The sequence below is a fragment of the Bradyrhizobium sp. JYMT SZCCT0428 genome (assembly GCF_018131075.1).
Lineage (GTDB): Bacteria > Pseudomonadota > Alphaproteobacteria > Rhizobiales > Xanthobacteraceae > Bradyrhizobium.
Map to the genome: position 1 here is coordinate 139,431 of NZ_JAFCLS010000007.1, position 20,359 is coordinate 159,789.

Sequence of the window (20,359 nt, forward strand, 5' to 3'; positions counted from 1 at the left end):
CCTGCCGAGAAACCGCTTAGGGGGACACAGTGCTTGTCTGGTTGGAGCAGTTCCTGGTTCGCTACCCCGAGCTTACGCTGTTCCTGGTCATTGCGGCTGGGTATTGGATCGGAAGCTTTGGGATCGGGACGTTCACCCTCGGTCCGGTTACGGGTGCGCTGTTCGCCGGGCTACTGGCAGGACAGTTCGCCCCCATCCCGGTCTCGGGCATGACCAAGTCCTTTCTCTTCCTCCTGTTCCTGTTTGGAGTTGGCTACTCGGTTGGGCCGCAATTCGTACTTGCCTTGAAGCGGAACGGCGTGAGGCCGCTGTTGCTGTCGCTATGCGTAAGCTTGACGGGGCTAGCAGCTTCAATCCTGGTCGCGAAGGCTTTCGGGTTCGACGCCGGCTTCGCGGCGGGGCTGTTATCGGGCGGGCTCACGCAGAGCGCGGCCATGGGAACGGCGACAGATGCGATCAATGGGCTGGGATTGCCTGAAGCTGATCGCGCCCGACTGATAGCTCACATGGCTATCGCGGATGCTGTCTGCTACATTTTCGGTTACGCCGGTGTGATCCTGTTCTGCACAACGATTGCCCCGGCACTCTTGAAGATCGACCTCAAGGTCGAAGCACGAAAGCTCGAAGATTCCCTGGGTATGACGGTCGCCAAGCCTGACCTTGCGTCGGCCTGGCGGAAGTTTGAGCTGCGCGCGTATCGATTGACTGAAGGGATGCGCTTGGCCGGGATGTCGGTGGCAGTGGCCGAAACATTGGTGCCGAACCAGCGTCTTTTCATTCACCGCATTCGTCGCGGGCAGCACATCATCGACGCGGCACCCGACGTGACGCTCGAAGCAGGCGACATGGTCGCTCTGTCCGGACCACGTCAGGCCATCGTCGAACTGATCGGTCCGATCGCTGACGAGCGTGAGGACAGAGAGCTTCTGGATGTTCCGGTCGCAAGCGCCGACGTTCTCGTGATCAATCCGAACTTCGCAGGGTCCAACCTTGGCGACATTTCAAAGCAGGAATGGACGCGCGGCGTCTACCTGCGGTCGATAAAGCGCGGCGGCGAGGAGATTCCCGTCGCAGCCAACATCACGCTCGAGCGTGGCGACATCCTTCGCATCGTTGGCCCGGACGCACTCGTACAGTCAGCCTCGTCAAGGATCGGCGCCATCATCGCACCAAGCGCAAGCATTGACTTCGTGGTGCTTGGAGTGGCGATATTTCTTGGCGGGCTGGTCGGTGTGCTCGTGACCTTTCCTGTGGGGACCGTCAAAATTAGCCTAAGCACGAGCGTCGGAGTGCTGCTCGCCGGGTTGCTGGTTGGTTTTCTCCGCACGCGACATCCCCTGTTCGGGCGGATTCCCGATGGTGCGATTGGATTGATGACCTCGCTGGGTCTCGCAGCATTTGTCGGGCTGACCGGGATACAGGCCGGACCTACGTTCTTCTCGGCGCTTCGAGAAACTGGCCTGGGGCTATTCCTCGGCGGCGTCATCGTAACGCTATTGCCGCAGTTCATCGGTCTGCTCTTTGGCCATCTGGTGCTGCGCATGAACCCAATCCTGCTCCTCGGCGCACTCGCCGGAGCGCAGACCGTGACGGCAGCGATGGCTGCGGTGCAGGAACGCTCCGGAAGCCCCGTGGCCGTGCTTGGATATGCGACGGCTTATCCGATCGCCAACATCTTACTGACGATGTGGGGCTCGATAATCGTTCTCGTCGTTGCCAGCTAGGTGGCCGCTAATCACCGAGGTGCAGCCGCATGATCCAAACATCATGACCGAGTTCGTGACATCCAGATGGATTGGCGACTTCCTGTTTGGGTTCAGCGCCTTGTTTGCCATTATCAACCCCTACGGGCTGTCTTTCATCTTCCTCGACAGGACAATAGGACTGTCCGAAGGTGAGCGCGCGCGCGTCGCGCTGCGGGTTGCGGCCTATGCGTTCTGCGTGTTGCTGGTGTCGCTTTTCCTTGGAAGTCAGATCCTCAACTTCTTCGGTATCACGATTCCGGCGTTGCGGATCGCCGGCGGTCTCGTGGTTGCAGCGACCGGATGGTCGATGCTTCACGCGGCACCGGCTGCAACAGGAGGCCATGCGACTTCGACTGCCAACTTCTCGACAATTCAACGAATGGCGTTCTTTCCACTGACCATTCCGCTGACGACCGGACCCGGAACGATCGCGACGGCAATAGCAATTGGTACGGCCCGGCCGGAGGGCCTGAACGGCATGTTCCCATCGTACATCGTGTCGTTCGTCGTCGCCTGCGCGGTGACGGGCACGATCTATCATGCCTACCGCAAGTCGAGCGCCATGGCACGGCTCTTCGGGGAAGAGGGCACCAGCGTGGTGACGAGATTGTCCGCGTTTCTACTGCTCTGCATTGGCGTGCAAATCATCGTCAACGGTGTTGTAGAGGTTGCGAAATCAGTCACCGGTGCGGTTGTGCCGGCTTGACCAGACGACGGTCCTGAGACCGCGACTTGCCGCGGCCTGCACATTCACTGACATACCAGTACTGGGGTTTTCGCTTGCGTCAGCACCTTGCTTGTCACGCTGCCGATTAGAAGCATGGAAAGTCCGCTGCGCCCATGCGATGACATTACGATGAGATCGCAGCCTTTGTCCTCGGCTGCTGCGATGATGGCTTGATAGGGTTGCCCGTTCTCCACTTGAATCGTTTCGCAGGAAACACCGGCCTCCCTGGCCGACTTCGCGGCGCCATCCAGCGTGCTCGCGGCCTGTTCCTTGCGCAGCTCGGCATATCTTGCGACGGCTTCCTGGAACCGCCCTGTCATTTCCGAGAACGGTTCCACAACGAAGATGACGGATACCTTCGCTCCAAGGGATTTGGCCAACGCCAACCCATGCGCCACACCACGCTGCGCTAAATCCGACCCGTCTGTCGGAATGAGAATATGCCGGTACATGCTTCACCTCCCGCCTTCCTGGACATGGCGTTGCCTTCCGAATGCAAGCTGGGCCGCGTTTTCGGATACAGTCTTGCGATAGATCAATCTATCGGCGCACTCGGCTTCGCCGAGGCTACGTCGGGCGCGTTTGCGTCGTTAAACTTCATCGGTGGCGATCCACGAAACTGTCCTGAAGTCATTTTATCGCTCGCTCGAAATCTGCCCAACACGATTTCCTGGTAATTTGTGCATCAGCCGTCCCTCCAAAGTTTGACGGCATGACTGTTTCACAGGTGCACTATGCGCGACGAATTTGCCTCAAACGCGTTTCTTGCCGTGACCGCTGCAGGTATCGTCCTGCTATGCTCAGGCCTTATGGCTCTGGTGCTCACTTAGCGAACTGCAGTCGGCAGCTTCCTGGCTGCCTTCTCGAGCTTGTTCCGCGGTGCGCAAAGCAAACGATGTCCGATCGGAGTAAAGCGGACCTCACGGTCACAAACATGGTCGTCCGCAAATGGACCCGAAGTGGACAAGTGCAGCACTACTGACCCATTGTGGCGAGCCTTCCACCGACGCTAACGTGTCGCAGCCACAGATATTGCAGTCGTCTTGCAGAAAGGACGGAAACGTCTAAAAATTTGTTTCAGGGCCTCTCTGGATCCAGTTCCGGCGACCCTTTGAAGCCCCGGTTCCGGCAGATTTTTCTCTTCGCCCGATCTTGGAGCCCGCCATGACGACATTCACACGATCGCAAAGCCTGCTGGTTTCCGTAAGTCTTGCCGCACTGGGCGGCACCGCACTGGCGGCGCTGCTGGCCGGGAGCGGCCTTATTCTCGCGAACGCACGCGCAACCGTAGTGGATGCATCGCTGCCGATCGCCGACGCCGATACTCCGACCTGCGGCCCGCCGACGGCAACCGCCCGGCCGAGCATGATGTTTCGCTTGGTGCAGACCGAAGTTCCGCGCGCCGAGATGAGCGCGGCCAGCCCCGCGCCGGCATTCGCGGACACCGAGCCGCCGCTGTGGACCGGCATCGGCTCCACCACCTGGAAGATCACGACCGCGAATGAGCGCGCGCAGGCCTATTTCGATCAGGGCCTGCGTCTCGCCTACGCCTTCAATCACGATGAGGCGCGACGCGCGTTTCGCACGGCGCAGAAACTCGATCCTGACTGCGCCATGTGTTTCTGGGGGGAGGCGCTGGTGCTCGGCCCCAACATCAATCTCCCGATGCCGGAGGATGCGGTCGCGCCAGCCTATGCCGCCGCGCAGAAGGCGAAGGAACTGGCCGGGAAAGCGAGCCCGCGTGAGCAGGCACTGATCGGCGCCATCGCAGTGCGCTACGGCAGCGATCCCAAGGCCGCTCGCGCACCATTCGACGCGGCCTACGCGGCCGAGATGGCGAAGGCCGCAAAACAGTTTGCCGAAGACGACGAGATTGCCACGCTCTATGCCGAGGCGGTGATGGATCTCAGCCCCTGGGATTATTGGAAACCGGGCGGCCGCGACGCCAAGCCACAAAGCGTGCCGATCGTGCCGACGCTGGAGCGCGTGCTGGCGCGCAATCCCAATCATGCCGGCGCTATTCACCTTTATATTCATGCCGTCGAGGCGTCGGACCGGCCGAAGCGCGCCGAGCCCTATGCCGACAAGTTGCGCGGCGCGATTCCCGGCGCAGGCCATCTCGTGCACATGCCGAGCCACATCTATTATCGGGTCGGCCGCTATCTCGACGCGCTGGAAGACAACAAGACCGCGGTCAAGGTCGATGAAGAATACCTGACCGAGACCAACGCGCCGATGGGCGTCTACAGGCTCGGCTATTATCCGCACAACGTGCACTTCGTGATGGCATCGGCGCAGATGGCCGGCGACGGCCCGACCGTGATTGCGGCTGCGGAGAAGCTCGGCCAGCTCATTCCCAGCGAGGCTGCCAAGGGCATTGCGATGGTGCAGCCGGTCAAGGCGGCGCCATACTTTGCGCACGCGCAGTTCAGCACGCCGGAGACCATTTTGGCGCTGCCGGATCCCGGCGATGCGATTCCCTATGTCAAGGCGATGTGGCTCTACGTGCGCGGCGTCGCGCTGGTGGCGAACCGTGACTTCGCGGGCGCTACAGCCGCAGCGAGCGCCATCGAGACGATCGAGCGCACCGCGGATTTCAAGCTGCTGAAGGATTCAGGCGTTCCGGCGCAGGAGGTGCTCCGCATCGCGCGCACGGTGATCCTCGCACGCGTAGCCCAGGCCAAGGGCGACTACCGCACCGCCATCATCCGGTTCGAACGGGCGGCGGCATTGCAGGACGCGTTGGCCTACACCGAGCCGCCCTATTGGTATTATCCGGTCCGGCAGTCGCTTGCCGCCGCCCTGCTGCAGGCCGGCCGTTACGCCGAGGCGGAGCGGCAATTCCAGCGCGCGCTCAGCCGGGCGCCCGCCAATGGCTGGTCGTATTACGGGCTGGCGGAATTGCACAAGGCACGCGGTAATGGTTCCGCCGCCCGCAAGGCCGAGGCCGACCTTGCCAGAACCTGGATCGGCGACCGCAAGCTGTTGCAGATTTCAAATCTCTGAAGGCGAGGTCCTCACTCGTGCCGATGAGGTGATTGAGTGAGGCCGCGACTTGAAGAGAGTCTGGAAGAACTCGGCTTCGCGGTCCGCAAGTGCACGCAGGTCGCCGAACTGAGCGCGATTCCACGGACAGGCCCCTGATCTCGTTATTGCGCGGTTACTTTTCAGCGACGCCTTGATTTCTGCACTTTTTGAGAAGCAGATGGCCAATGTAACGCTTTGGAGGACAGGCCATGCCGAGGTCCGGGCTGGCGTTGTTGCTTTTGGGGTTGCTTGGGTTTGCGCTCGGCGGCTGCATGCAATCGACGCTCGCGCCGTCGTCGAATGCCGGTTTGACTTCAAGGGACCGGCAGTTGCTGGCCCACACGCCTTATGCGCAGGCCAGCATTCCCGAGACCTATCGCCGGCATATTGTCGATTACATGCGCAAGGAGCAGCCGGGCACGATCCTGGTCGATAGCAACGCGCGCTATCTGTATTACGTTCTGCCGGGAGGCAAGGCGATCCGCTATGGCGTGACGGTGGGAGAGGAGGCGCAGGCCTGGTCCGGCGTCGCGACGGTCGGCCGTGTGGCTGAATGGCCGGACTGGATTCCGACGGCGGAGATTCAGGCCAGGCTTGGCCCTTACCCCAAGCGCGTTCCCGGAGGTCCGGCCAATCCGTTGGGCGCGCGGGCGATCTACCTCTACGAGGGCAACAAGGACACCCTGTACCGTATCCACGGCACCAACCAGCCGGAATATATCGGCCATGCCATCTCGTCCGGCTGCATCCGCATGACCAACGAGGATGTCATCGATCTCGTGAGTCGGGTGCAGGCAGGCGCGATCGTCGTCGTCCTGCCGCCCGGGCGGACTGCGTGGATGGGCCCTGTCGCGGGAGGTGCATGACGTCTCGTTGTGAGAATCCGAAGCACAGGCGGACGCGGCTGCGGCCCGGGTTGCTAGCCGTTGCGGGCTTGGCCGTGCTGATCGCGGCAGGGGACGATGCGCGTGCCAGAAGCGGCGAACGCCTGATCGAGTCCATCGAGACGCGCAGTGCCAGCGAGCCGCTCATCGCCATCGTTTCGCTCCGCGACCAGCGGATCACCGTCTACGATGCCAAGGGGTGGATCCTGCGGGCGCCGGTGTCGAGCGGCTCGAAGGGACGCGAGACGCCCGCCGGGATCTTCAGCGTCATCCAGAAAGTCGAGGAGCATTACTCGAACCTGTATGACGATGCCTTTATGCCGCACATGCAACGCATCACCTGGTCGGGCATCGCACTCCATGGCGGTGTCCTGCCGGGGCGTCCGGCGTCCCATGGCTGTATCCGGTTGCCATTCGACTTCGCCGAACGCCTGTTCGACGCGACCAGGATGGGCATGCGTGTGATCGTGGCGCCAACCGATGTTGCGCCCGTTGAGCTTGCCCATCCGCTGCTGTTCCAAGCCAAACCGGGTGCCGGCGCCATGGCCGCCGCCCGCACCGCAGAGGCTCAGGAGGCGACGAGGAAAGCGGCCCAGGCGAGGCTCGCCGCGGAGACGGCGTTCCGGGAGGCCTCGCGCGCCAGGGAGCCGGTTCGCACGGCGGAAAATCAGAAGCGCAGAGCCGAGGTGCAATTGGCGGCTGCCGAGACCAGACTTGGCGCTCCCGGCTCGGCGGAGGCAAAGGAACAGGCTGAGGATGACAAGGCAAAGGCCGCCGTCAAGGTCGCGGAGCTGCAGCTGCAATCGGACGCCGCCAGCGCGGAGCTGCAATCGAGGCTCGATGCGGTCACGTCTGCGCGCGAAGCTGCCGCCGCGGCGGAGACGGCGCGGTCCGCGGCAACCGAGGCGGCCCGCCAGGCCGAACGCGACCTGCAGCCGATATCGGTGTTGATCAGCCGCAAGACCCAGCGGCTTTACGTCCGTCAGGCATTCAAGCCCATCCTTGAAAGTGCGGTGACGATCGCGGATCCCGATCGTCCCATCGGCACGCATGTCATCACCGCCGTCGAACGCTCGGGCGACGATACCAGGTTGCGATGGAGCGCCGTCTCAATGGGCGGCGGTCGTCCGCCCGGCGCCACGCTTGAGCCGGATGACCGGGCGCGCGCGAAGCGTGGTCGCGACGCTGAGCCGGTGCCGACGGACCCCGGCACGGCAAAGGCTGCGCTCGACCGCATCAGCATTCCGCAGGACGCATTGGATCGCATCGGCAACATTGCACCGCGATCTTCCCTGATCGTCACGGACGAGCCGTTGAGCACGGAAACCGGCAAGGGTACGGAGTTCGTGGTGCTGTTGAGCGGCGAGCCCCAAGGCGGCATCAAGAAACGGCGACGCAGTCCGGGGACCGATTTTCGCTACGCGCGCCCACGCAGCTCGCCGTTTTGGGGCTCGCCGTTCGGAAACAGCTTTTCTTCCTGGTGAGACCGCTCTTTGCGCGGCCGAAGTTTGCTCCCTAATCGTTTGCTCCCTAATCCCTGGCTCGCACGATGCTGATCCGGGTTTCGTCGACGAAATTCTTGATGTCCTGATCGGGCCGGCGGAACAGGTTGCGTTCGACGGTGAGCGAACGGCCGCTGACCGTCTTGGTGCAGCGTTCCTTCAGGTAGATGCCGCCGACCGGCTGGTCTCCTGCGTCGGGCTGACCTTCGCTGCAATTCCACCCTTCCTGGCCGTAGCGCGACTTGGCCTGGATCCCGAGCAGGAACGCCTTCTTCCGGATATAGAGCCGCGCCTTCGGATCGGTCTCGATCTGCAAGCCGGCGACATGACCGGTGGCGTCGATCAGCAGGGTCAGGATCGCCGGATGACCCGCCACCATCGTGCCGTCGCGGCTGGTGAAGGGATCGTAGCCAAACCGGATCGCCCGCATGGCCTTGGCGTCGGCAGGACAGTCGTGCCAGTTTTTCCAGCCGGCCAGCGTTCGCTTCGGATCATCAGCGCAGGAAAAATCGACATAGCCGGTTTCAGTCAGTTCGCTCGCGGCCATTCCGAGGCGGATGTCACGCAGATCGTTGCCGCCGAACTCTTCCGTCCGTGCCGGAGAGTGCGCCAGTGCGACTGCCTGCCAGACCAAGAGGCCCGCAGCAACAACACCCGATAGCTTCAATCTGTTCATCACTGGCTCTTCCCCGTGTTGGCGGTGGCATGATCCGGCTTTTGCGCCTCGGCCTTGTAGACGTCGCAGACCCGCGACGAGCTTGAGAAGAAGGCGACGCATTCGGCGTAAGTGGGCTCGCCCGCTCCCTTGATGTGGGCGATCACGTAGTCGGCGACGGCTTCGATATCTTTCGGCCGCAGAAACGTTCCGCCCTCGGGCGGCATCTGCGCCCCCGCATCCTGGCGGTTCAGGTCAAAGCATTTCACCTCATCGTAGGCGCCGCGCACGAAGAACGGCATCCCGGTGCCCGGCCGTCCGCAGCCGACGGTTTCGATGATCTGTTCGCGCGTCAGCTCGGTCTTGCGCAGCGACAGCGCATCGCCGCCGTAGCCGCCGCCGCCATTGCCGTGCCATTTGTGGCAGCCCATGCAGTTGGCGCGGCCGAACACCGCCTTGCCGGCGCTGGTCGGATCCGCAGCCGTCGCCTGCGCCGACTGACCGTGGGCAGAAAAATTCAGCGCGACGACGCTCACGAGCAGCATGCCCGCCGCCGGCAGTTTGTTCGACATCATCATGGCGTCTCTTGTCGGGGAAGCGGGAGGGCCCACCAGAGGCAGGCCCTCCTTTCGGGAATGTCAGAGCGCGAAGACGTAGAGCATCGATCCCGGCTGAATCTTCTTCAGTTCGGGCGTCGAATCGATGAACCACTTGTCCCAGGCGCCGCCAAGGCCGACCAGGATGGCAAGATATTGCTTGCCGTCGACCGAGAACGTCATCGGCGGTGCGTTGACGCCGCCGCCGGTGTTGAACTCCCAGAGCTTCTGCAACGACTTGGCATCGAGCGCCATCACCTCGCCGGATGGCTGGCCGGTGAAGACGAGATCAGACGTCGCCAGCATCCCGCCGAGATTCGGAAACGGCGTCTCCAGTTTGCCGGCGATCTTGCCTGTGGTGACGTCGATCGCCGTGACGCTGCCGGTGATCCTGAACGGCTGGCTCGGGCCACCGCCGGTCCAGAACTCCCGGGGCTTCAGCTTGTCCGGCGTCATCACCTCAACCTTGATGCGGTTGCAGCTCTCGATCACCGGGATGTACCAGAGCTTCAGATCCGGGTTGTAGGCCGTCGGCGGCCAGTTCTTGCCGCCCATGTTGCCGGGGCAGATGTCGGTTTCCATATTGGTGCGGCTTGGCGTCACCGACGCGATATAGGTCTGCACCGACTTGTTCGGGTCATACTCGATCGGCTTGCCGCTCTCCGGGTCGAGCCCCTTGGTCCAGGTGACCTTGTTGACGAACGGCAGGCCCCAAACGAATTTGCCGTTGGTTCGATCGATCGCATAGGCAAAGCCGTTGCGGTCCGCTTCGAGCGCGAGCTTGCGCGGACCGTTCGGACCGGGGATATCGACCAGCACGTTTTCCGCCACGCTGTCGTAGTCGTAGGGATCGTTCGGCGTGTGCTGATAGTGCCACTTGATCTTGCCGGTATTGGCGTCGAGCGCCAGCGAACTGTCGGTGTAGAGGTTGTCGCCCGGCCGGTACGCGTTATCCCAATCCGGCCCGGGATTGCCGACGCCCCAGATGATGGTGTCGGTCGCGGGATCGTAGGTGCCGGTCACCCAGGTCGAGCCGCCGCCGGCGGCCATCGCGTTGTTGTTGTCCTTCCAGGTTTCGCTGCCGGGCTCGCCCTTGCCGGGGATCGTATAGGTGCGCCAGACTTCCTTCTGGGTCGAAAGATCGGTGGCGGCGATCCAGCCGCGGATACCGTATTCCGCGCCGGCCACGCCTGTGATCGCCATGTTCTTGACGATCAGCGGCGCGCCGGTGATGACCTCGCCCTTATCCGGATCGGCCACGGAGCGCTGCCAGGCGACCTGGCCGGAGTCCTTCTTGGTGGCGATCAGCCGGCCGTCCAGCGTGTGGGAAATCACAAGATCGCCCCACAACGCGACGCCGCGATTATCGACGCCGCAACAGGCGACGGCACCCGCCCAGTCACGGTCGGTCTTGGGATCCATCTTCCAGACCAGCGCGCCTTTGCCGCCATGCGCATCGATCTTGTAGACCGAGCCCCATCCATCGGTGACGTAGAGAAAGCCGTTCTCGGCAATCGGCGTGCCTTCCAGGCCGCCATGGCTCCAGATGCCGCCGGGCTCGATGCCGCCAAGGTGCATCGTCCAGGCGACCTTCAGGTTCTTTACGGTATCGCGGTTGATCTCCTTCAGCGTGGAGAACCGGTGACCCGCATAATTCTGATGATGATGAAGCCAGTTACCGGCTTCCTTGTCGACGTTGAGCAGCCGCTGCTGATTGACCTCGTCCGCGGCGAAGACGGGCGTTACGCCCGCAGCGCTCGCGGCTGCCAATGCAACGGCAAGCAAACGGGCTCGCGTTGACGTTTTCGTATGACCTGAAGATCGCTCCATGATTATTGCCTTCCTTGTTGGAGGGTTGTTGTTGGCAGTTCATGTTGGCATTCTTGTTGGCAGTTCTTCGCGATCAGGGCGTTCGCGAAATTTGCACCTCCGTTTCCTTGGTGCCGGCCTTCTGGAAAACGATGGTGCAGGTGAAGGCCTCGCCGGGGACGAGCTTCTGCCGCGTCTGCAGCAGCATGACGTGATAACCGTCCGGCTTGAGTTCGATCGTCTTGCCTTGCGGTATAGGTATCGACTTGATCTCGCGCTTCGCGGGCGCACCCTCGCCGCGATCGACGGTGTGTTTCTCGGAAAAATTTGCAAACGGACAGCGGACGCGGAGCAAGGCATCGGCTTCGGCGGCATCGTTCTTGATCGTCATCAGCAGCGGGAGATTGATGCCGATCTCGTCGGACGCGGGCACCGAGGCGTTGGTCACCTGCAGCGCATCACCGGCCGCGGCGAAGCCGGGCGTCAGCGCAAGTTCCAACCCAAGCCCGGCAGCAAGTCCAAGCGCCAGCAGCGGCCATCGGGAACTTGCAGGCAAGGGATGCCTTAAGGAACAGGCTGTCCGATTCATCGGCGCCATCCTCCCACGATCTTTTCTTGTTTCTTGCGTTTTAGATTACGCCCTTGGGTATTCCACTTCTTCCCAAATTGGGGCGGCGATAGGGCCGCGTGTGGAAAATGATTCCGGCAACCCGCTCGCGTGGCGTATTTCATACCAATTCGGAGATGATCCCTTCAGCCGATCATCGCGCAACGAGGGCGGCAATCAGGACGTCGTCCCGGCCGAGTGCGCACTTGCGCACGGGGGCCGGGACCCATAACCACCAGCGGCAATTGTTTTCACGCTGGTCGTTATCTTCCGTTTCCAACAACGAGGGCCGCGGCGTATGGGTCCCCCGAAGCGCAATTGCGCATCCGCGTTCGCCGGGACGACATCGATGGCCAACCTATCTCCTCACCTTCATCTTCTTGAACTTCACGCTTCTGCCGTCCGCCTGCCTTGTCGCGATGTAGCCGGCCTCGAGGCAGGCTTCGCGCTGCGGCATCTTCTCCTGCGGGCTGCGCTCGGTTTCCCACCACGAGGCCCGGTGCGCCGCGCGCGGCAGGGCGGCATCGATGATCTCCTCGATCTGTTCGAAGGTCAGCACGAATTCGGGCAGCTTCTGCTTCTTCAGATAGTCCCGCAGCAAATCGTAATCGTTCACCCGTATCCCCGTCGTTTTGCGCAATGCCGCCGATCCCGGCAACCAAGCGTTAACCGATCGGCGCATCGTTGTCGCCATTTAAGGCCGCGACAAGGTTTCCGGTGCATTCAGGATGGCTGGGAGCGGACGATGCTGTTCGGACGGCGAAAAGGCATGGCCAGAAGGCGCTGGCGGCTATCAGCAAAATTGCTGATCGCCTCCTCCGTGGCGACCGTGATCGGCTTCTCCGCGATCTGCGCCAACGTGATGCTCGACATGCGGCGCGGCGAGGAAGAATTGGCCCGCCAGATGCTCGAGAACCTCGCCGCCGGCATCGACGCCGACATCGGGCGCAACATCGAGGTCTACGACCTGTCGCTGCGCGCGGTCGCCAGCAATCTGGTGATGCCGGAGATCAAGGACGTCAGCAAGGAAATCCGCCATCTGATCCTGTTCGACCGCGCCGCCTCCGCCAAGCATTTCGGCGCGATCCAGGTATTCGACGCGTCAGGACAATTGTGGATCGACGCTTCCTCGCTCGACCCGCGGCCGGAGAACCGCGCCGATGAAGAATATTTTACGGTCCATCGCAGCAATCCGGACGAGGGCCTGTTCGTCAGCCGCCCGATGCTGCATCGCGGCGCCTATTCGATCGTGCTGAGCCGAAGCATCAGCGACGCCGAAGGCCGCTTTCTCGGCGTGGCCGCGGGCTCGATCCGCTTCAGCTACTTCCATGAGCTGTTCGACCGATTGAACCTCAGTCCCGACGATACGATCACCGTGCTGCGCCGCGACCGCACCATCATCATGCGCAAGCCGTTCAACCTTGACGTCATCGGTAAGAACCTGGCGACCGTGCGAACCTGGAGCGCGAACAATCTGAAGCCCACCGGGTCCTATGCTGGGCAAGGCCCCGTCGATGCGACACCCCGGCTCTATGTCCGGCGCGACAGCAGCGGTCCGCTCTATGTCGTGGTCGGAAAACCGCTCGAAGCCATCTTCCGCGTTTGGCAGCGGGAAGTGATCCGGATCGGCGCCATCATGACCGCGCTGATCCTGTTCGTGCTCGGCACCACCTTCTTCCTCGGGCGCGAGATCAGCCGCCGCGCCCAGGCCGAGGACAAGCTCGAGGAACTTGCCACCACCGACGCGCTCACCGGCCTGAAGAACCGGCGCAAGTTCGATCTCGAGATCGATACGGAGTGGCGGCGCGCGGTGCGCAGCAGGACGCCGGTCGCGCTATTGATGATCGATGCCGATCACTTCAAATCCTACAACGACAATTATGGCCACCAGGCCGGCGACCAGGTGCTGGTCGGCATCGCGATCTGCATCTCCGACTCGGTCAGGCGCGCCGGCGATTGCGGAGCACGGTTCGGCGGCGAGGAATTCGCGGTGCTGTTGCCGGGGTTCTCGGTCTCGGAGGCACTCGCGGTCGCCGAAAACATCCGGCACAAGGTCGCGCATTGGTCTGAGGAAGAAGTCACGACCGTCAGCATCGGCGTCGCCAGCATGATGCCATCCGCCGGGCTGGACTGGCCCGACCTGATCGCGGCCGCCGACAAGGCGCTCTATGCCGCCAAGGCCAATGGCCGCAACCAGACCGTGGTCGCCAACGTTCCGCAATTGGCGATGGTGGCTTGAGGCAAGCCCTATCCCCGTCATTGCGAGCGAAGCGAAGCAATCCACCTCTCCACGCGGGGATAGATGGATTGCTTCGTCGCAAGGGCTCCTCGCAATGACGGCGACAAGCCGCGGCGCGTTGGTCTACCGCTCCAGATACTTCTTCATCTCCGCGCGCAGGCCGTCGCGCAGATCGTCGCGGGCCATGCCGTAGGCGATGTTGGCGCGCAGGAAGCCGGGCTTGGAGCCGCAATCGTGCCGCTCGCCCTCGAACTCCAGGCCATAGAATTTTTGCGTGTTGGCGAGCGCCCGCATCGCGTCGGTGAGCTGGATCTCGCCGCCGGCGCCGCGCTCCTGCGTCTCGAGAATCTTGAAGATCTCCGGCTGCAGGATGTAGCGCCCGGTGATCGACAGGTTTGACGGCGCGGTGCCTTTCGCCGGCTTCTCCACCATGCCGTCGACCTCGAACATCTTGCCGGTGCGCTTGCCGACGCCGCAGATGCCGTATTGATGGGTCATATCCTCCGGCACCGCCTCGACCGCGAGCACGTTGGATTTCTCACCGAGCTTGCTGGCGGCCTCGATCATCTGCGCGAGGCAGCCCGGCGTGTTCAGCACCAGTTCGTCCGGCAGCACCACCGCGAACGGTTCGTCGCCGACGATGTCGCGCGCGCACCAGACCGCATGGCCAAGACCCAGCGGCGCCTGCTGCCGGGTGAAACTGGTGGCGCCGGCGGCGGGCTGGTCGCGCGCCAGGATGTCCTGCTCGGCCTTCTTGTTGCCGCGCGCGGCGAGCGTGGTGTCGAGTTCGAACATGCGGTCGAAATGGTCCTCGATCACGCCCTTGTTGCGCCCGGTGACGAAGATGAAATGCTCGATGCCGGCTTCCTTGGCCTCGTCATAGACGTACTGGATCAGCGGCTTGTCGACGATGGTCAGCATTTCCTTCGGCATCGCCTTGGTGGCGGGCAGGACGCGGGTGCCGAGACCGGCGACCGGGAAGACGGCTTTGCGGATTTTCATGGGAGTATCGGAAGTCCCTTAAGCGTGAGGAGTATGCGTCTGATGGAACGTTGGTAGCCCGTTTGCAGCCGGGAACAAAGGCGGATGTGTGGTGCAACAAAGCCCGCTTCCCGCTTTGCGACCCCTTGCAGCGGAAAAGGGGAAGAAACAAATTCCGGCCTTTGTTAAGCTGTTGGAAACCGTGACAGGGCCTTGTGAAACGGGGATGTTGAAGGGCGGAGACGACATGCGTTGGACGGGAACCGCGGTGACCTACCGGACCGCCGCGATGATCATTGCGGTGACGCTGCTGCATGCTGTTTTTTGCACCCAGGCTTTTGCCCAATCATCCGGCAACAACGGCGTCTCGAATTTCCTCGGCAACATCTTCGGCCAGAAATCAGCCACCTCGCCGCAGGCGCAGGCAGCGCCTGCCCCGGAAGGCGCACCATCCGCCTCGCCCGCACCATCCGCACCGCCGCCCTGGAGCGGCGAAGACGGCGGTTCGGGCCATCCTCTGATGACCGCAGCTGCGATCCGGCAGGCGGCGGCGAATTTTCAAAATTGCGTCGCTTCGATGTGGCCCGATGCCGCACGGCGTCACGTGACACAGGCGAATTTCGAACGCTTCACCGCGGACCTTTCGCCCGACCTGCGCATCATGGACCTGATGGATTCGCAGCCCGAATTCACCAAGGCGATCTGGGACTATCTCGACATCCTCGTCAATGACAACCGGCTCGCCAAGGGCCGCGAGATCCTCGCCAGGTACAAGCCGCAATTCGACGCCGCGGAAAAAGCCTATGGCGTCGACCGCTACGCCATCGCGTCGATCTGGGGCATTGAATCGAACTACTCGACGCAGATGGGCGATCGCAACGTGCTCAATTCCACCGCGACGCTCGCCTGCATCGGCCGCCGCCAGGGCTATTTCAAGGACGAGTTCCTGACCGCGCTGGAGATCCTGAACCGCGGCGATCTGCGTCCCGAACAGATGCGTGGCTCGTGGGCCGGCGCGTTCGGGCCGACGCAGTTCATGCCGACCGCATTCAAGCGCTACGCCGTCGATGCCGATGGCGACGGCCGCCGCGACGTCGTCGACAATCCGGCCGACCTGATCGCCTCGACCGCCAACAACCTCAGGAAGGACGGCTGGCAGTCCGGTCAGACCTGGGGCTACGAGGTCGTGCTGCCCAAGGGGTTCAACTTCATGCTGGCCGACAAGGCCAAGGCGATGACGGTTGCGCAGTGGGAACAGCAGGGCCTTACGCGCGCCGGCGGCAAGCCGTTCCCGAATCCGACCGAGAAGGCCTATCTGCTGGCGCCGGCCGGGGCTGACGGGCCGGGATTCCTGATGCTGCAGAATTTCCGGGTGATCATGAAATACAACCCGGCCGAGGCCTATGCGCTGGCAATCGGGCATTTCGCCGATCGCCTGCGCGGCGGTGCGCCGTTCGTGCAGCCCTGGCCGCGGCAGGAACGGGTGCTGTCGCGGGCCGAGCGGCTGGAACTGCAGCAGCTGCTGGCCCAGCGCGGCTTCTACCGGGGCACCCCGGACGGCCAGTTCGGCGGCATGACCCGCGAGGCGCTGCGCGGCTTCCAGGCCTCGATCGGAGCCCCAGCTGACGGATTCGCCTCCTCCGACGTGCTGGAGCGGCTGCGGGGGCGTTGAAAGCGTTTTCGGGCAACGTGGAAACCGGTCAAAACGAAAAACAGCCCGGTTTGCTCCAAAAGTAACCCTGTAGTGCACATTTTCGTGCCGCCCTTGACGGGTGTGGCCGTTGCCCGATTTATGGCAAGGAATATGCCCGCTTGCGGCCTGATTCAGCTATTATAACTGCGCCTTTACAACCCATTGCGACCGAGCCGGATGCAAAAGCCAAAGTCCTTTTTCCGCGTGTTCACCGAAACCGGTCCGCTGACGGCGGTGGCGGTGGCGATTGCGCTGTTGATCGGGATCGCGGGACCGGCGTCCGCGCAGTTCTTCAATTTCGGTGGCTTCGGCGGTCCGCCACAACCGCAGCAGCGGCAGGCGCCGCGCAACAACAATGGCGGCTGGTTCGGCGGCGACTTCTTTACGCCGTTCCAGCAGCAGGCCCCGCAACAAGCCCCGCGCCAGGATTTCTCCAGGGCGCCGGCGCCCGCCAAGCGTGACACCGCGCCCGAACGTAACGTGCTGGTGCTCGGCGACGCCATGGCGGACTGGCTCGCCTACGGCCTGGAAGACGCCTACTCCGAACAGCCCGACATGGGCGTGATCCGCAAGCACAGGACCGTATCCGGCCTGATCAAATATCAGCCCAAGGGCGAGCCGTCCGATTGGGCTGCCGCCGCGCGCAGCATTCTCGCCAACGAGAAACCGGACGCCATCGTCGTCATGCTCGGCCTCAACGACCGCGCCGCGATCCGCGAGCCGGCGGTCGACAAGTCGAAGAAAGACGACAAGAAGACCGCCAAGCCGGCCGACACCAAACCCGAAGCCAAGCCCGGCGTGAAACCGGATGGCTCGGCGGAGAGCGCCGCCAAGCCGGACGACAAGCCGGCCGATGCCGAAGCGGCCGACGATGCCGACAGCGATGCTCCGCATGTTGCAGCGCCGGAGAAGAGCTCGCGCTCGGCGGGCGGGCTCTACGAATTCCGCGACGAGCGCTGGGTCGAGCTCTACGCCAAGAAGATCGAAGAGATGATCGGCATCCTGAAATCCAAGGGCGTGCCGGTGCTGTGGGTCGGGCTGCCAGCGGTGCGCGGCGTCAAGGGCACGTCCGACTCGCTGTTCCTCAATGCGCTCTATCGCGACGCATCGGCCAAGGCCGGCATCACCTATGTCGATATCTGGGATGGCTTTGTCGACGAGGCCGGCCGCTTCCTGCAGAAGGGCCCCGACTTCGAAGGCCAGATCCGCCAGCTGCGTTCCTATGACGGCGTGTATTTCACCAAGCCCGGCGCGCGCAAGCTCGCGCATTATGTCGAGCGTGAAGTCAGCCGCCTCCTGGCCTCCCGTTCCGGACCGATCGCGCTGCCGGTCGAACCGGCGACGCCCGACGCCAGTGCCGTGCCGGGCCAGCCGGCGCCGCGGCCGCTGGCCGGACCTATTTTGCCGCTGGTGGCCTCCTCGGTCGGTACCGATCAATTGCTCGGCGGACCGGGCACGCGTCCCGCCGCGGTCGATGCGCTTGCCGCGAGAACGCTGGTGAAGGGCGAGCCGCTGGCGGCGCCGGCCGGCCGCGCCGATGATTTCGCCTGGCCGCGCCGCGAGATTGGCCGCGAACAGGCCAAAGAACCCGGCAAGGACCAAGCCAAGGGCGAATCGCCGGTCGCTGCTACCTCACCTGACGGCACGGTCCCGGCAGCTGCGCCCGCCGCACCGCCGAAACCCCTTGCGCCGAAGCGGCAATTCCGTCCCGCGCAGACCGAACAGCCGGCATTGCGCGATTTCTTCGGCGGCTTCGGTGCGCCGCCGCCGCGCCAGATTGCACCAGCGCCGCCGCGCGCGCCTGGACCCATCGCACCGGGCGTGCCGCGCCCGCCGGCTAACGTCGGACGAGCGGCGGAAGCACCGCCAGGCGCTTTCACAAGATAGTTTTGTAACGAGTCATTCCGGGGCGATGCGTAAGCATCGAACCCGGAATCTCGCACAACGATCTCTAATCTCTGGATTCCGGGTTCACGCTTCGCGTGCCCTCAGGTGCGCAATTGCGCACCGGGGAGCGGACCTAGCCGTAATACCGCCACCGCGACGGCGGCGGGCGGCGCGGCTGTCGGGTCATCAACAGCGCCAGTGCGAATCCGATCCCGCCTGCAACCAGAAGCGCGCCGAGCGGATTGTCCTGCACGGTTTTCGCCATTGCCTTCTGGCCGTCGCGGATGGTGTCGCCGCTGTTGTCGTAGGCGTCCTTGAAGGTGTCCACGGCGTCCTTGGCGTAGGTGGCCGCCGCATCGGTGGCGTCGCGCGCGGCGTCCTTGGCCTGGCCGTACAGATTCTGCACGGTGCCTGCGGCCTCGCGCGCGCGGCCTTCGGCCTGCGTCTTGGCATCACCCGTCATGCTACCGACGGCGCCTTCGACCTTACCGGCGAAATCCTTCGCCGAACCTGCAATTCGATCCTTGTCCATCACGATCACTCCCTGTTTCAGAGGAAGTAACCGACGAGACGCTGGCAAGTTCCGACGTCTTCCAGACCTCTATAGGATAAGCCCGCCATCGACCACAATGGTCTGCCCGATGACATAGGACGCCAGCGGCGACGCCAGGAACAGCGCAGCGCCGGCCATGTCGGCGGGGGTGCCGAGACGCTTCAGCGGAATCCGTTCCAGCGCGCCTTCGAGCCGCTTCGGATTTGCTGTCGTCGCCTTGGTCATCTTGGTGTCGACCAGGCCCGGCGCGATGCCGTTGACGCGGATGCCGTTCTCGGCCCATGCCTCGCCGAGCGTGCGCGTCAAGCCGACCGCGCCGGTCTTCGAGGCATTGTAGGCCGGATTGCCCATGGTCGAATGATAGGCCGCGGTCGAACTGACGATGATCAGCGATCCCTTGCTGGCGCTCAGCATCGCGTGAAATTTCGTCGCGCACGCCATCAGGCTCATCAGGTTGACCTCGAGCACCTTGCGAAAGCCATCCATTTCGAATTCGCCGCGCCGGTAGATCACCGCGCCCTGCGCCAGCACCAGCACGTCCAGCCCATCGAACGACGGCTTGAACTGCTCGATCGCCTGCGCGCTGCTGACGTCGAGCTGTGCATATTCGAGACCTTGAAGGTTCGATCCTTCGCCGGCGAAGTAATCCGCCGCTTTGGCGCGGGTGCCGCAGACCGCAACCCGCGCCCCCTTGGCGCGGAACGCCTGCGCGATGCCGTTGCCGATCCCGCTGGAGCCGCCGACCACCAGCACCTGCTTGCCGCTGAAATCGAGTTCGTTCATCGCCTGCATCCTTTCTAGCTTGAGCTCTCATCGAGGAAGTTGACCATGAGAACCTCGTCGTAATATCGCCCGTTGTGCTTGAGGGCTTTCTTTTCATAGCCGTATTCGACGAAACCCATCGCGCGATAAAGTTTTCGCGCGCTTTCATTCTCGCTCACCACAGTCAGTTGCACCAGCTCCGCGCGCCCGCGCGCATGGTCGAGCACCGCCGCAACCAGGCTTTTTCCGAGCCCCATGTTCCGCGCCGCGGCCCGGACATACATGGTCCAGAGGCGTCCCTTGTGCGCCTGCTTCAAATTTTCCTGCGCGGAATATCCGGCTATTCCGGCAATCGTCCCATCGAGGAACGCAGCGAAAATATCCGCAAGCCCGAGCCTCGCCTCGAACCAGGACAGCGGCTCTGCGCTTTCGCGTCCGAACGTGCTGCCGAAGGCTTCAGGATTTTTCTGCAGCGCCTCCAGCCGGATGTCCCGGTAAAGCGCGGCGTCCGAAATCTGCAGGCGGCGAATTTGCAGTCCGGGAATATTGGCCACCGTTGCACCTGTTAATGCAGAATCTTGTTTTGACGCGTTTTCTTCACGCGAACCGGAGTCCACTTCGCTGGAAAACGCTCTAGTTTGACCTGTCTGCGGATCGGTGCCAGCCTTGTCAATCCTGCAACGCAATGCACA

The 20,359-nt window shown here is 63.2% G+C and carries 19 protein-coding genes; 9 read left to right on the plus strand and 10 right to left on the minus strand.

The features are described from left to right. Positions 1 to 29 precede the first annotated feature (29 nt). Entirely contained in the window at positions 30 to 1,724 is a 1,695-nt protein-coding gene (gene aspT / locus JQ575_RS09540) for an aspartate-alanine antiporter (RefSeq protein ID WP_212032957.1), read from the plus strand. A gap of 43 nt (positions 1,725 to 1,767) precedes the next feature. Then, entirely contained in the window at positions 1,768 to 2,451 is a 684-nt protein-coding gene (locus JQ575_RS09545) for a MarC family protein (protein ID WP_212032958.1), read from the plus strand. A gap of 44 nt (positions 2,452 to 2,495) precedes the next feature. Here the strand turns inward: JQ575_RS09545 and JQ575_RS09550 are convergent, their stop codons facing one another. Continuing rightward, entirely contained in the window at positions 2,496 to 2,924 is a 429-nt protein-coding gene (locus tag JQ575_RS09550; RefSeq protein ID WP_212032959.1) for a universal stress protein, read from the minus strand. Between JQ575_RS09550 and JQ575_RS09555 the strand changes: the two genes are divergently transcribed. From JQ575_RS09555 to JQ575_RS09570, 4 genes are all read left to right on the plus strand, one after another. Further along, positions 2,913 to 3,149, plus strand: coding sequence for a hypothetical protein (locus JQ575_RS09555; protein ID WP_212032960.1), 237 nt, complete (start codon positions 2,913 to 2,915; stop codon positions 3,147 to 3,149). The two genes, JQ575_RS09550 and JQ575_RS09555, sit on opposite strands and share 12 nt — an antisense overlap. Before the next feature lie 487 nt (positions 3,150 to 3,636). Continuing rightward, entirely contained in the window at positions 3,637 to 5,478 is a 1,842-nt protein-coding gene (locus tag JQ575_RS09560) for a M48 family metallopeptidase (RefSeq protein WP_212032961.1), read from the plus strand. A 230-nt stretch (positions 5,479 to 5,708) separates the two neighbouring features. Continuing rightward, positions 5,709 to 6,365 carry a L,D-transpeptidase gene (locus tag JQ575_RS09565; protein WP_212032962.1) on the plus strand — a complete coding sequence of 219 codons (657 nt, stop codon included), beginning with the start codon at positions 5,709 to 5,711 and terminating at the stop codon, positions 6,363 to 6,365. Next, entirely contained in the window at positions 6,362 to 7,867 is a 1,506-nt protein-coding gene (locus JQ575_RS09570) for a L,D-transpeptidase family protein (RefSeq protein WP_283842600.1), read from the plus strand. The genes JQ575_RS09565 and JQ575_RS09570 overlap by 4 nt, the downstream gene beginning before the upstream one ends. A 46-nt stretch (positions 7,868 to 7,913) precedes the next feature. On the opposite strand, the gene JQ575_RS09575 is transcribed toward JQ575_RS09570, so the two are convergent. The 5 genes from JQ575_RS09575 to JQ575_RS09595 form a co-directional block, all read right to left on the minus strand. Next, positions 7,914 to 8,561: a hypothetical protein gene (locus JQ575_RS09575; protein WP_249166541.1), complete on the minus strand. Its 648-nt coding sequence runs from the start codon at positions 8,559 to 8,561 to the stop codon at positions 7,914 to 7,916. After that, positions 8,561 to 9,085, minus strand: coding sequence for a c-type cytochrome (locus tag JQ575_RS09580; RefSeq protein ID WP_212033053.1), 525 nt, complete (start codon positions 9,083 to 9,085; stop codon positions 8,561 to 8,563). The genes JQ575_RS09575 and JQ575_RS09580 overlap by 1 nt, the downstream gene beginning before the upstream one ends. Positions 9,086 to 9,178: 93 nt before the next feature. Further along, positions 9,179 to 10,966 (minus strand): PQQ-dependent dehydrogenase, methanol/ethanol family, encoded by a 1,788-nt coding sequence (locus JQ575_RS09585; protein WP_212032964.1) that lies wholly within the window; start codon positions 10,964 to 10,966, stop codon positions 9,179 to 9,181. 73 nt (positions 10,967 to 11,039) lie between these two features. After that, positions 11,040 to 11,534, minus strand: coding sequence for a copper chaperone PCu(A)C (locus tag JQ575_RS09590; protein WP_212032965.1), 495 nt, complete (start codon positions 11,532 to 11,534; stop codon positions 11,040 to 11,042). A 376-nt stretch (positions 11,535 to 11,910) separates the two neighbouring features. After that, on the minus strand, positions 11,911 to 12,168 hold the full coding sequence (locus JQ575_RS09595) for a hypothetical protein (protein ID WP_212032966.1): 258 nt from the start codon (positions 12,166 to 12,168) through the stop codon (positions 11,911 to 11,913). Positions 12,169 to 12,297: 129 nt separating this feature from the next. On the opposite strand from JQ575_RS09595, the gene JQ575_RS09600 reads away from it, so the two are divergent. Further along, the gene (locus JQ575_RS09600) at positions 12,298 to 13,791 is read left to right on the plus strand and encodes a diguanylate cyclase (RefSeq protein WP_212032967.1); all 1,494 of its coding nucleotides are present in this window, start codon (positions 12,298 to 12,300) and stop codon (positions 13,789 to 13,791) included. A 123-nt stretch (positions 13,792 to 13,914) separates the two neighbouring features. Here the strand turns inward: JQ575_RS09600 and JQ575_RS09605 are convergent, their stop codons facing one another. Further along, positions 13,915 to 14,793 carry a UTP--glucose-1-phosphate uridylyltransferase gene (locus JQ575_RS09605; RefSeq protein ID WP_212032968.1) on the minus strand — a complete coding sequence of 293 codons (879 nt, stop codon included), beginning with the start codon at positions 14,791 to 14,793 and terminating at the stop codon, positions 13,915 to 13,917. 226 nt (positions 14,794 to 15,019) lie between these two features. On the opposite strand from JQ575_RS09605, the gene JQ575_RS09610 reads away from it, so the two are divergent. Both JQ575_RS09610 and JQ575_RS09615 read left to right on the plus strand, forming a co-directional pair. Then, the gene (locus tag JQ575_RS09610) at positions 15,020 to 16,444 is read left to right on the plus strand and encodes a lytic murein transglycosylase (protein ID WP_212032969.1); all 1,425 of its coding nucleotides are present in this window, start codon (positions 15,020 to 15,022) and stop codon (positions 16,442 to 16,444) included. Positions 16,445 to 16,642: 198 nt separating this feature from the next. Further along, positions 16,643 to 18,352: an SGNH family hydrolase gene (locus JQ575_RS09615; protein WP_212032970.1), complete on the plus strand. Its 1,710-nt coding sequence runs from the start codon at positions 16,643 to 16,645 to the stop codon at positions 18,350 to 18,352. Between the two features lie 133 nt (positions 18,353 to 18,485). On the opposite strand, the gene JQ575_RS09620 is transcribed toward JQ575_RS09615, so the two are convergent. From JQ575_RS09620 to JQ575_RS09630, 3 genes are all read right to left on the minus strand, one after another. Continuing rightward, entirely contained in the window at positions 18,486 to 18,884 is a 399-nt protein-coding gene (locus JQ575_RS09620; protein WP_212032971.1) for a CsbD family protein, read from the minus strand. Between the two features lie 69 nt (positions 18,885 to 18,953). Continuing rightward, positions 18,954 to 19,688 carry an SDR family NAD(P)-dependent oxidoreductase gene (locus JQ575_RS09625; protein WP_212032972.1) on the minus strand — a complete coding sequence of 245 codons (735 nt, stop codon included), beginning with the start codon at positions 19,686 to 19,688 and terminating at the stop codon, positions 18,954 to 18,956. 14 nt (positions 19,689 to 19,702) lie between these two features. Next, the gene (locus JQ575_RS09630; protein ID WP_249166543.1) at positions 19,703 to 20,353 is read right to left on the minus strand and encodes a GNAT family N-acetyltransferase; all 651 of its coding nucleotides are present in this window, start codon (positions 20,351 to 20,353) and stop codon (positions 19,703 to 19,705) included. Positions 20,354 to 20,359 lie beyond the last annotated feature (6 nt).

Bases quoted from the DNA above. Each gene is read 5' to 3' on its own strand.
- JQ575_RS09545 (WP_212032958.1), top strand. From the start codon at position 1,768: ATGACCGAGTTCGTGACATCCAGATGGATTGGCGACTTCCTGTTTGGG.
- JQ575_RS09555 (WP_212032960.1), top strand. From the start codon at position 2,913: ATGCCGGTACATGCTTCACCTCCCGCCTTCCTGGACATGGCGTTGCCT.
- JQ575_RS09550 (WP_212032959.1), bottom strand. From the start codon at position 2,924: ATGTACCGGCATATTCTCATTCCGACAGACGGGTCGGATTTAGCGCAG.
- JQ575_RS09560 (WP_212032961.1), top strand. From the start codon at position 3,637: ATGACGACATTCACACGATCGCAAAGCCTGCTGGTTTCCGTAAGTCTT.
- JQ575_RS09565 (WP_212032962.1), top strand. From the start codon at position 5,709: ATGCCGAGGTCCGGGCTGGCGTTGTTGCTTTTGGGGTTGCTTGGGTTT.
- JQ575_RS09570 (WP_283842600.1), top strand. From the start codon at position 6,362: ATGACGTCTCGTTGTGAGAATCCGAAGCACAGGCGGACGCGGCTGCGG.
- JQ575_RS09575 (WP_249166541.1), bottom strand. From the start codon at position 8,561: ATGAACAGATTGAAGCTATCGGGTGTTGTTGCTGCGGGCCTCTTGGTC.
- JQ575_RS09580 (WP_212033053.1), bottom strand. From the start codon at position 9,085: ATGCTGCTCGTGAGCGTCGTCGCGCTGAATTTTTCTGCCCACGGTCAG.
- JQ575_RS09585 (WP_212032964.1), bottom strand. From the start codon at position 10,966: ATGGAGCGATCTTCAGGTCATACGAAAACGTCAACGCGAGCCCGTTTG.
- JQ575_RS09590 (WP_212032965.1), bottom strand. From the start codon at position 11,534: ATGAATCGGACAGCCTGTTCCTTAAGGCATCCCTTGCCTGCAAGTTCC.
- JQ575_RS09600 (WP_212032967.1), top strand. From the start codon at position 12,298: ATGCTGTTCGGACGGCGAAAAGGCATGGCCAGAAGGCGCTGGCGGCTA.
- JQ575_RS09605 (WP_212032968.1), bottom strand. From the start codon at position 14,793: ATGAAAATCCGCAAAGCCGTCTTCCCGGTCGCCGGTCTCGGCACCCGC.
- JQ575_RS09610 (WP_212032969.1), top strand. From the start codon at position 15,020: ATGCGTTGGACGGGAACCGCGGTGACCTACCGGACCGCCGCGATGATC.
- JQ575_RS09615 (WP_212032970.1), top strand. From the start codon at position 16,643: ATGCAAAAGCCAAAGTCCTTTTTCCGCGTGTTCACCGAAACCGGTCCG.
- JQ575_RS09620 (WP_212032971.1), bottom strand. From the start codon at position 18,884: ATGGACAAGGATCGAATTGCAGGTTCGGCGAAGGATTTCGCCGGTAAG.
- JQ575_RS09625 (WP_212032972.1), bottom strand. From the start codon at position 19,688: ATGAACGAACTCGATTTCAGCGGCAAGCAGGTGCTGGTGGTCGGCGGC.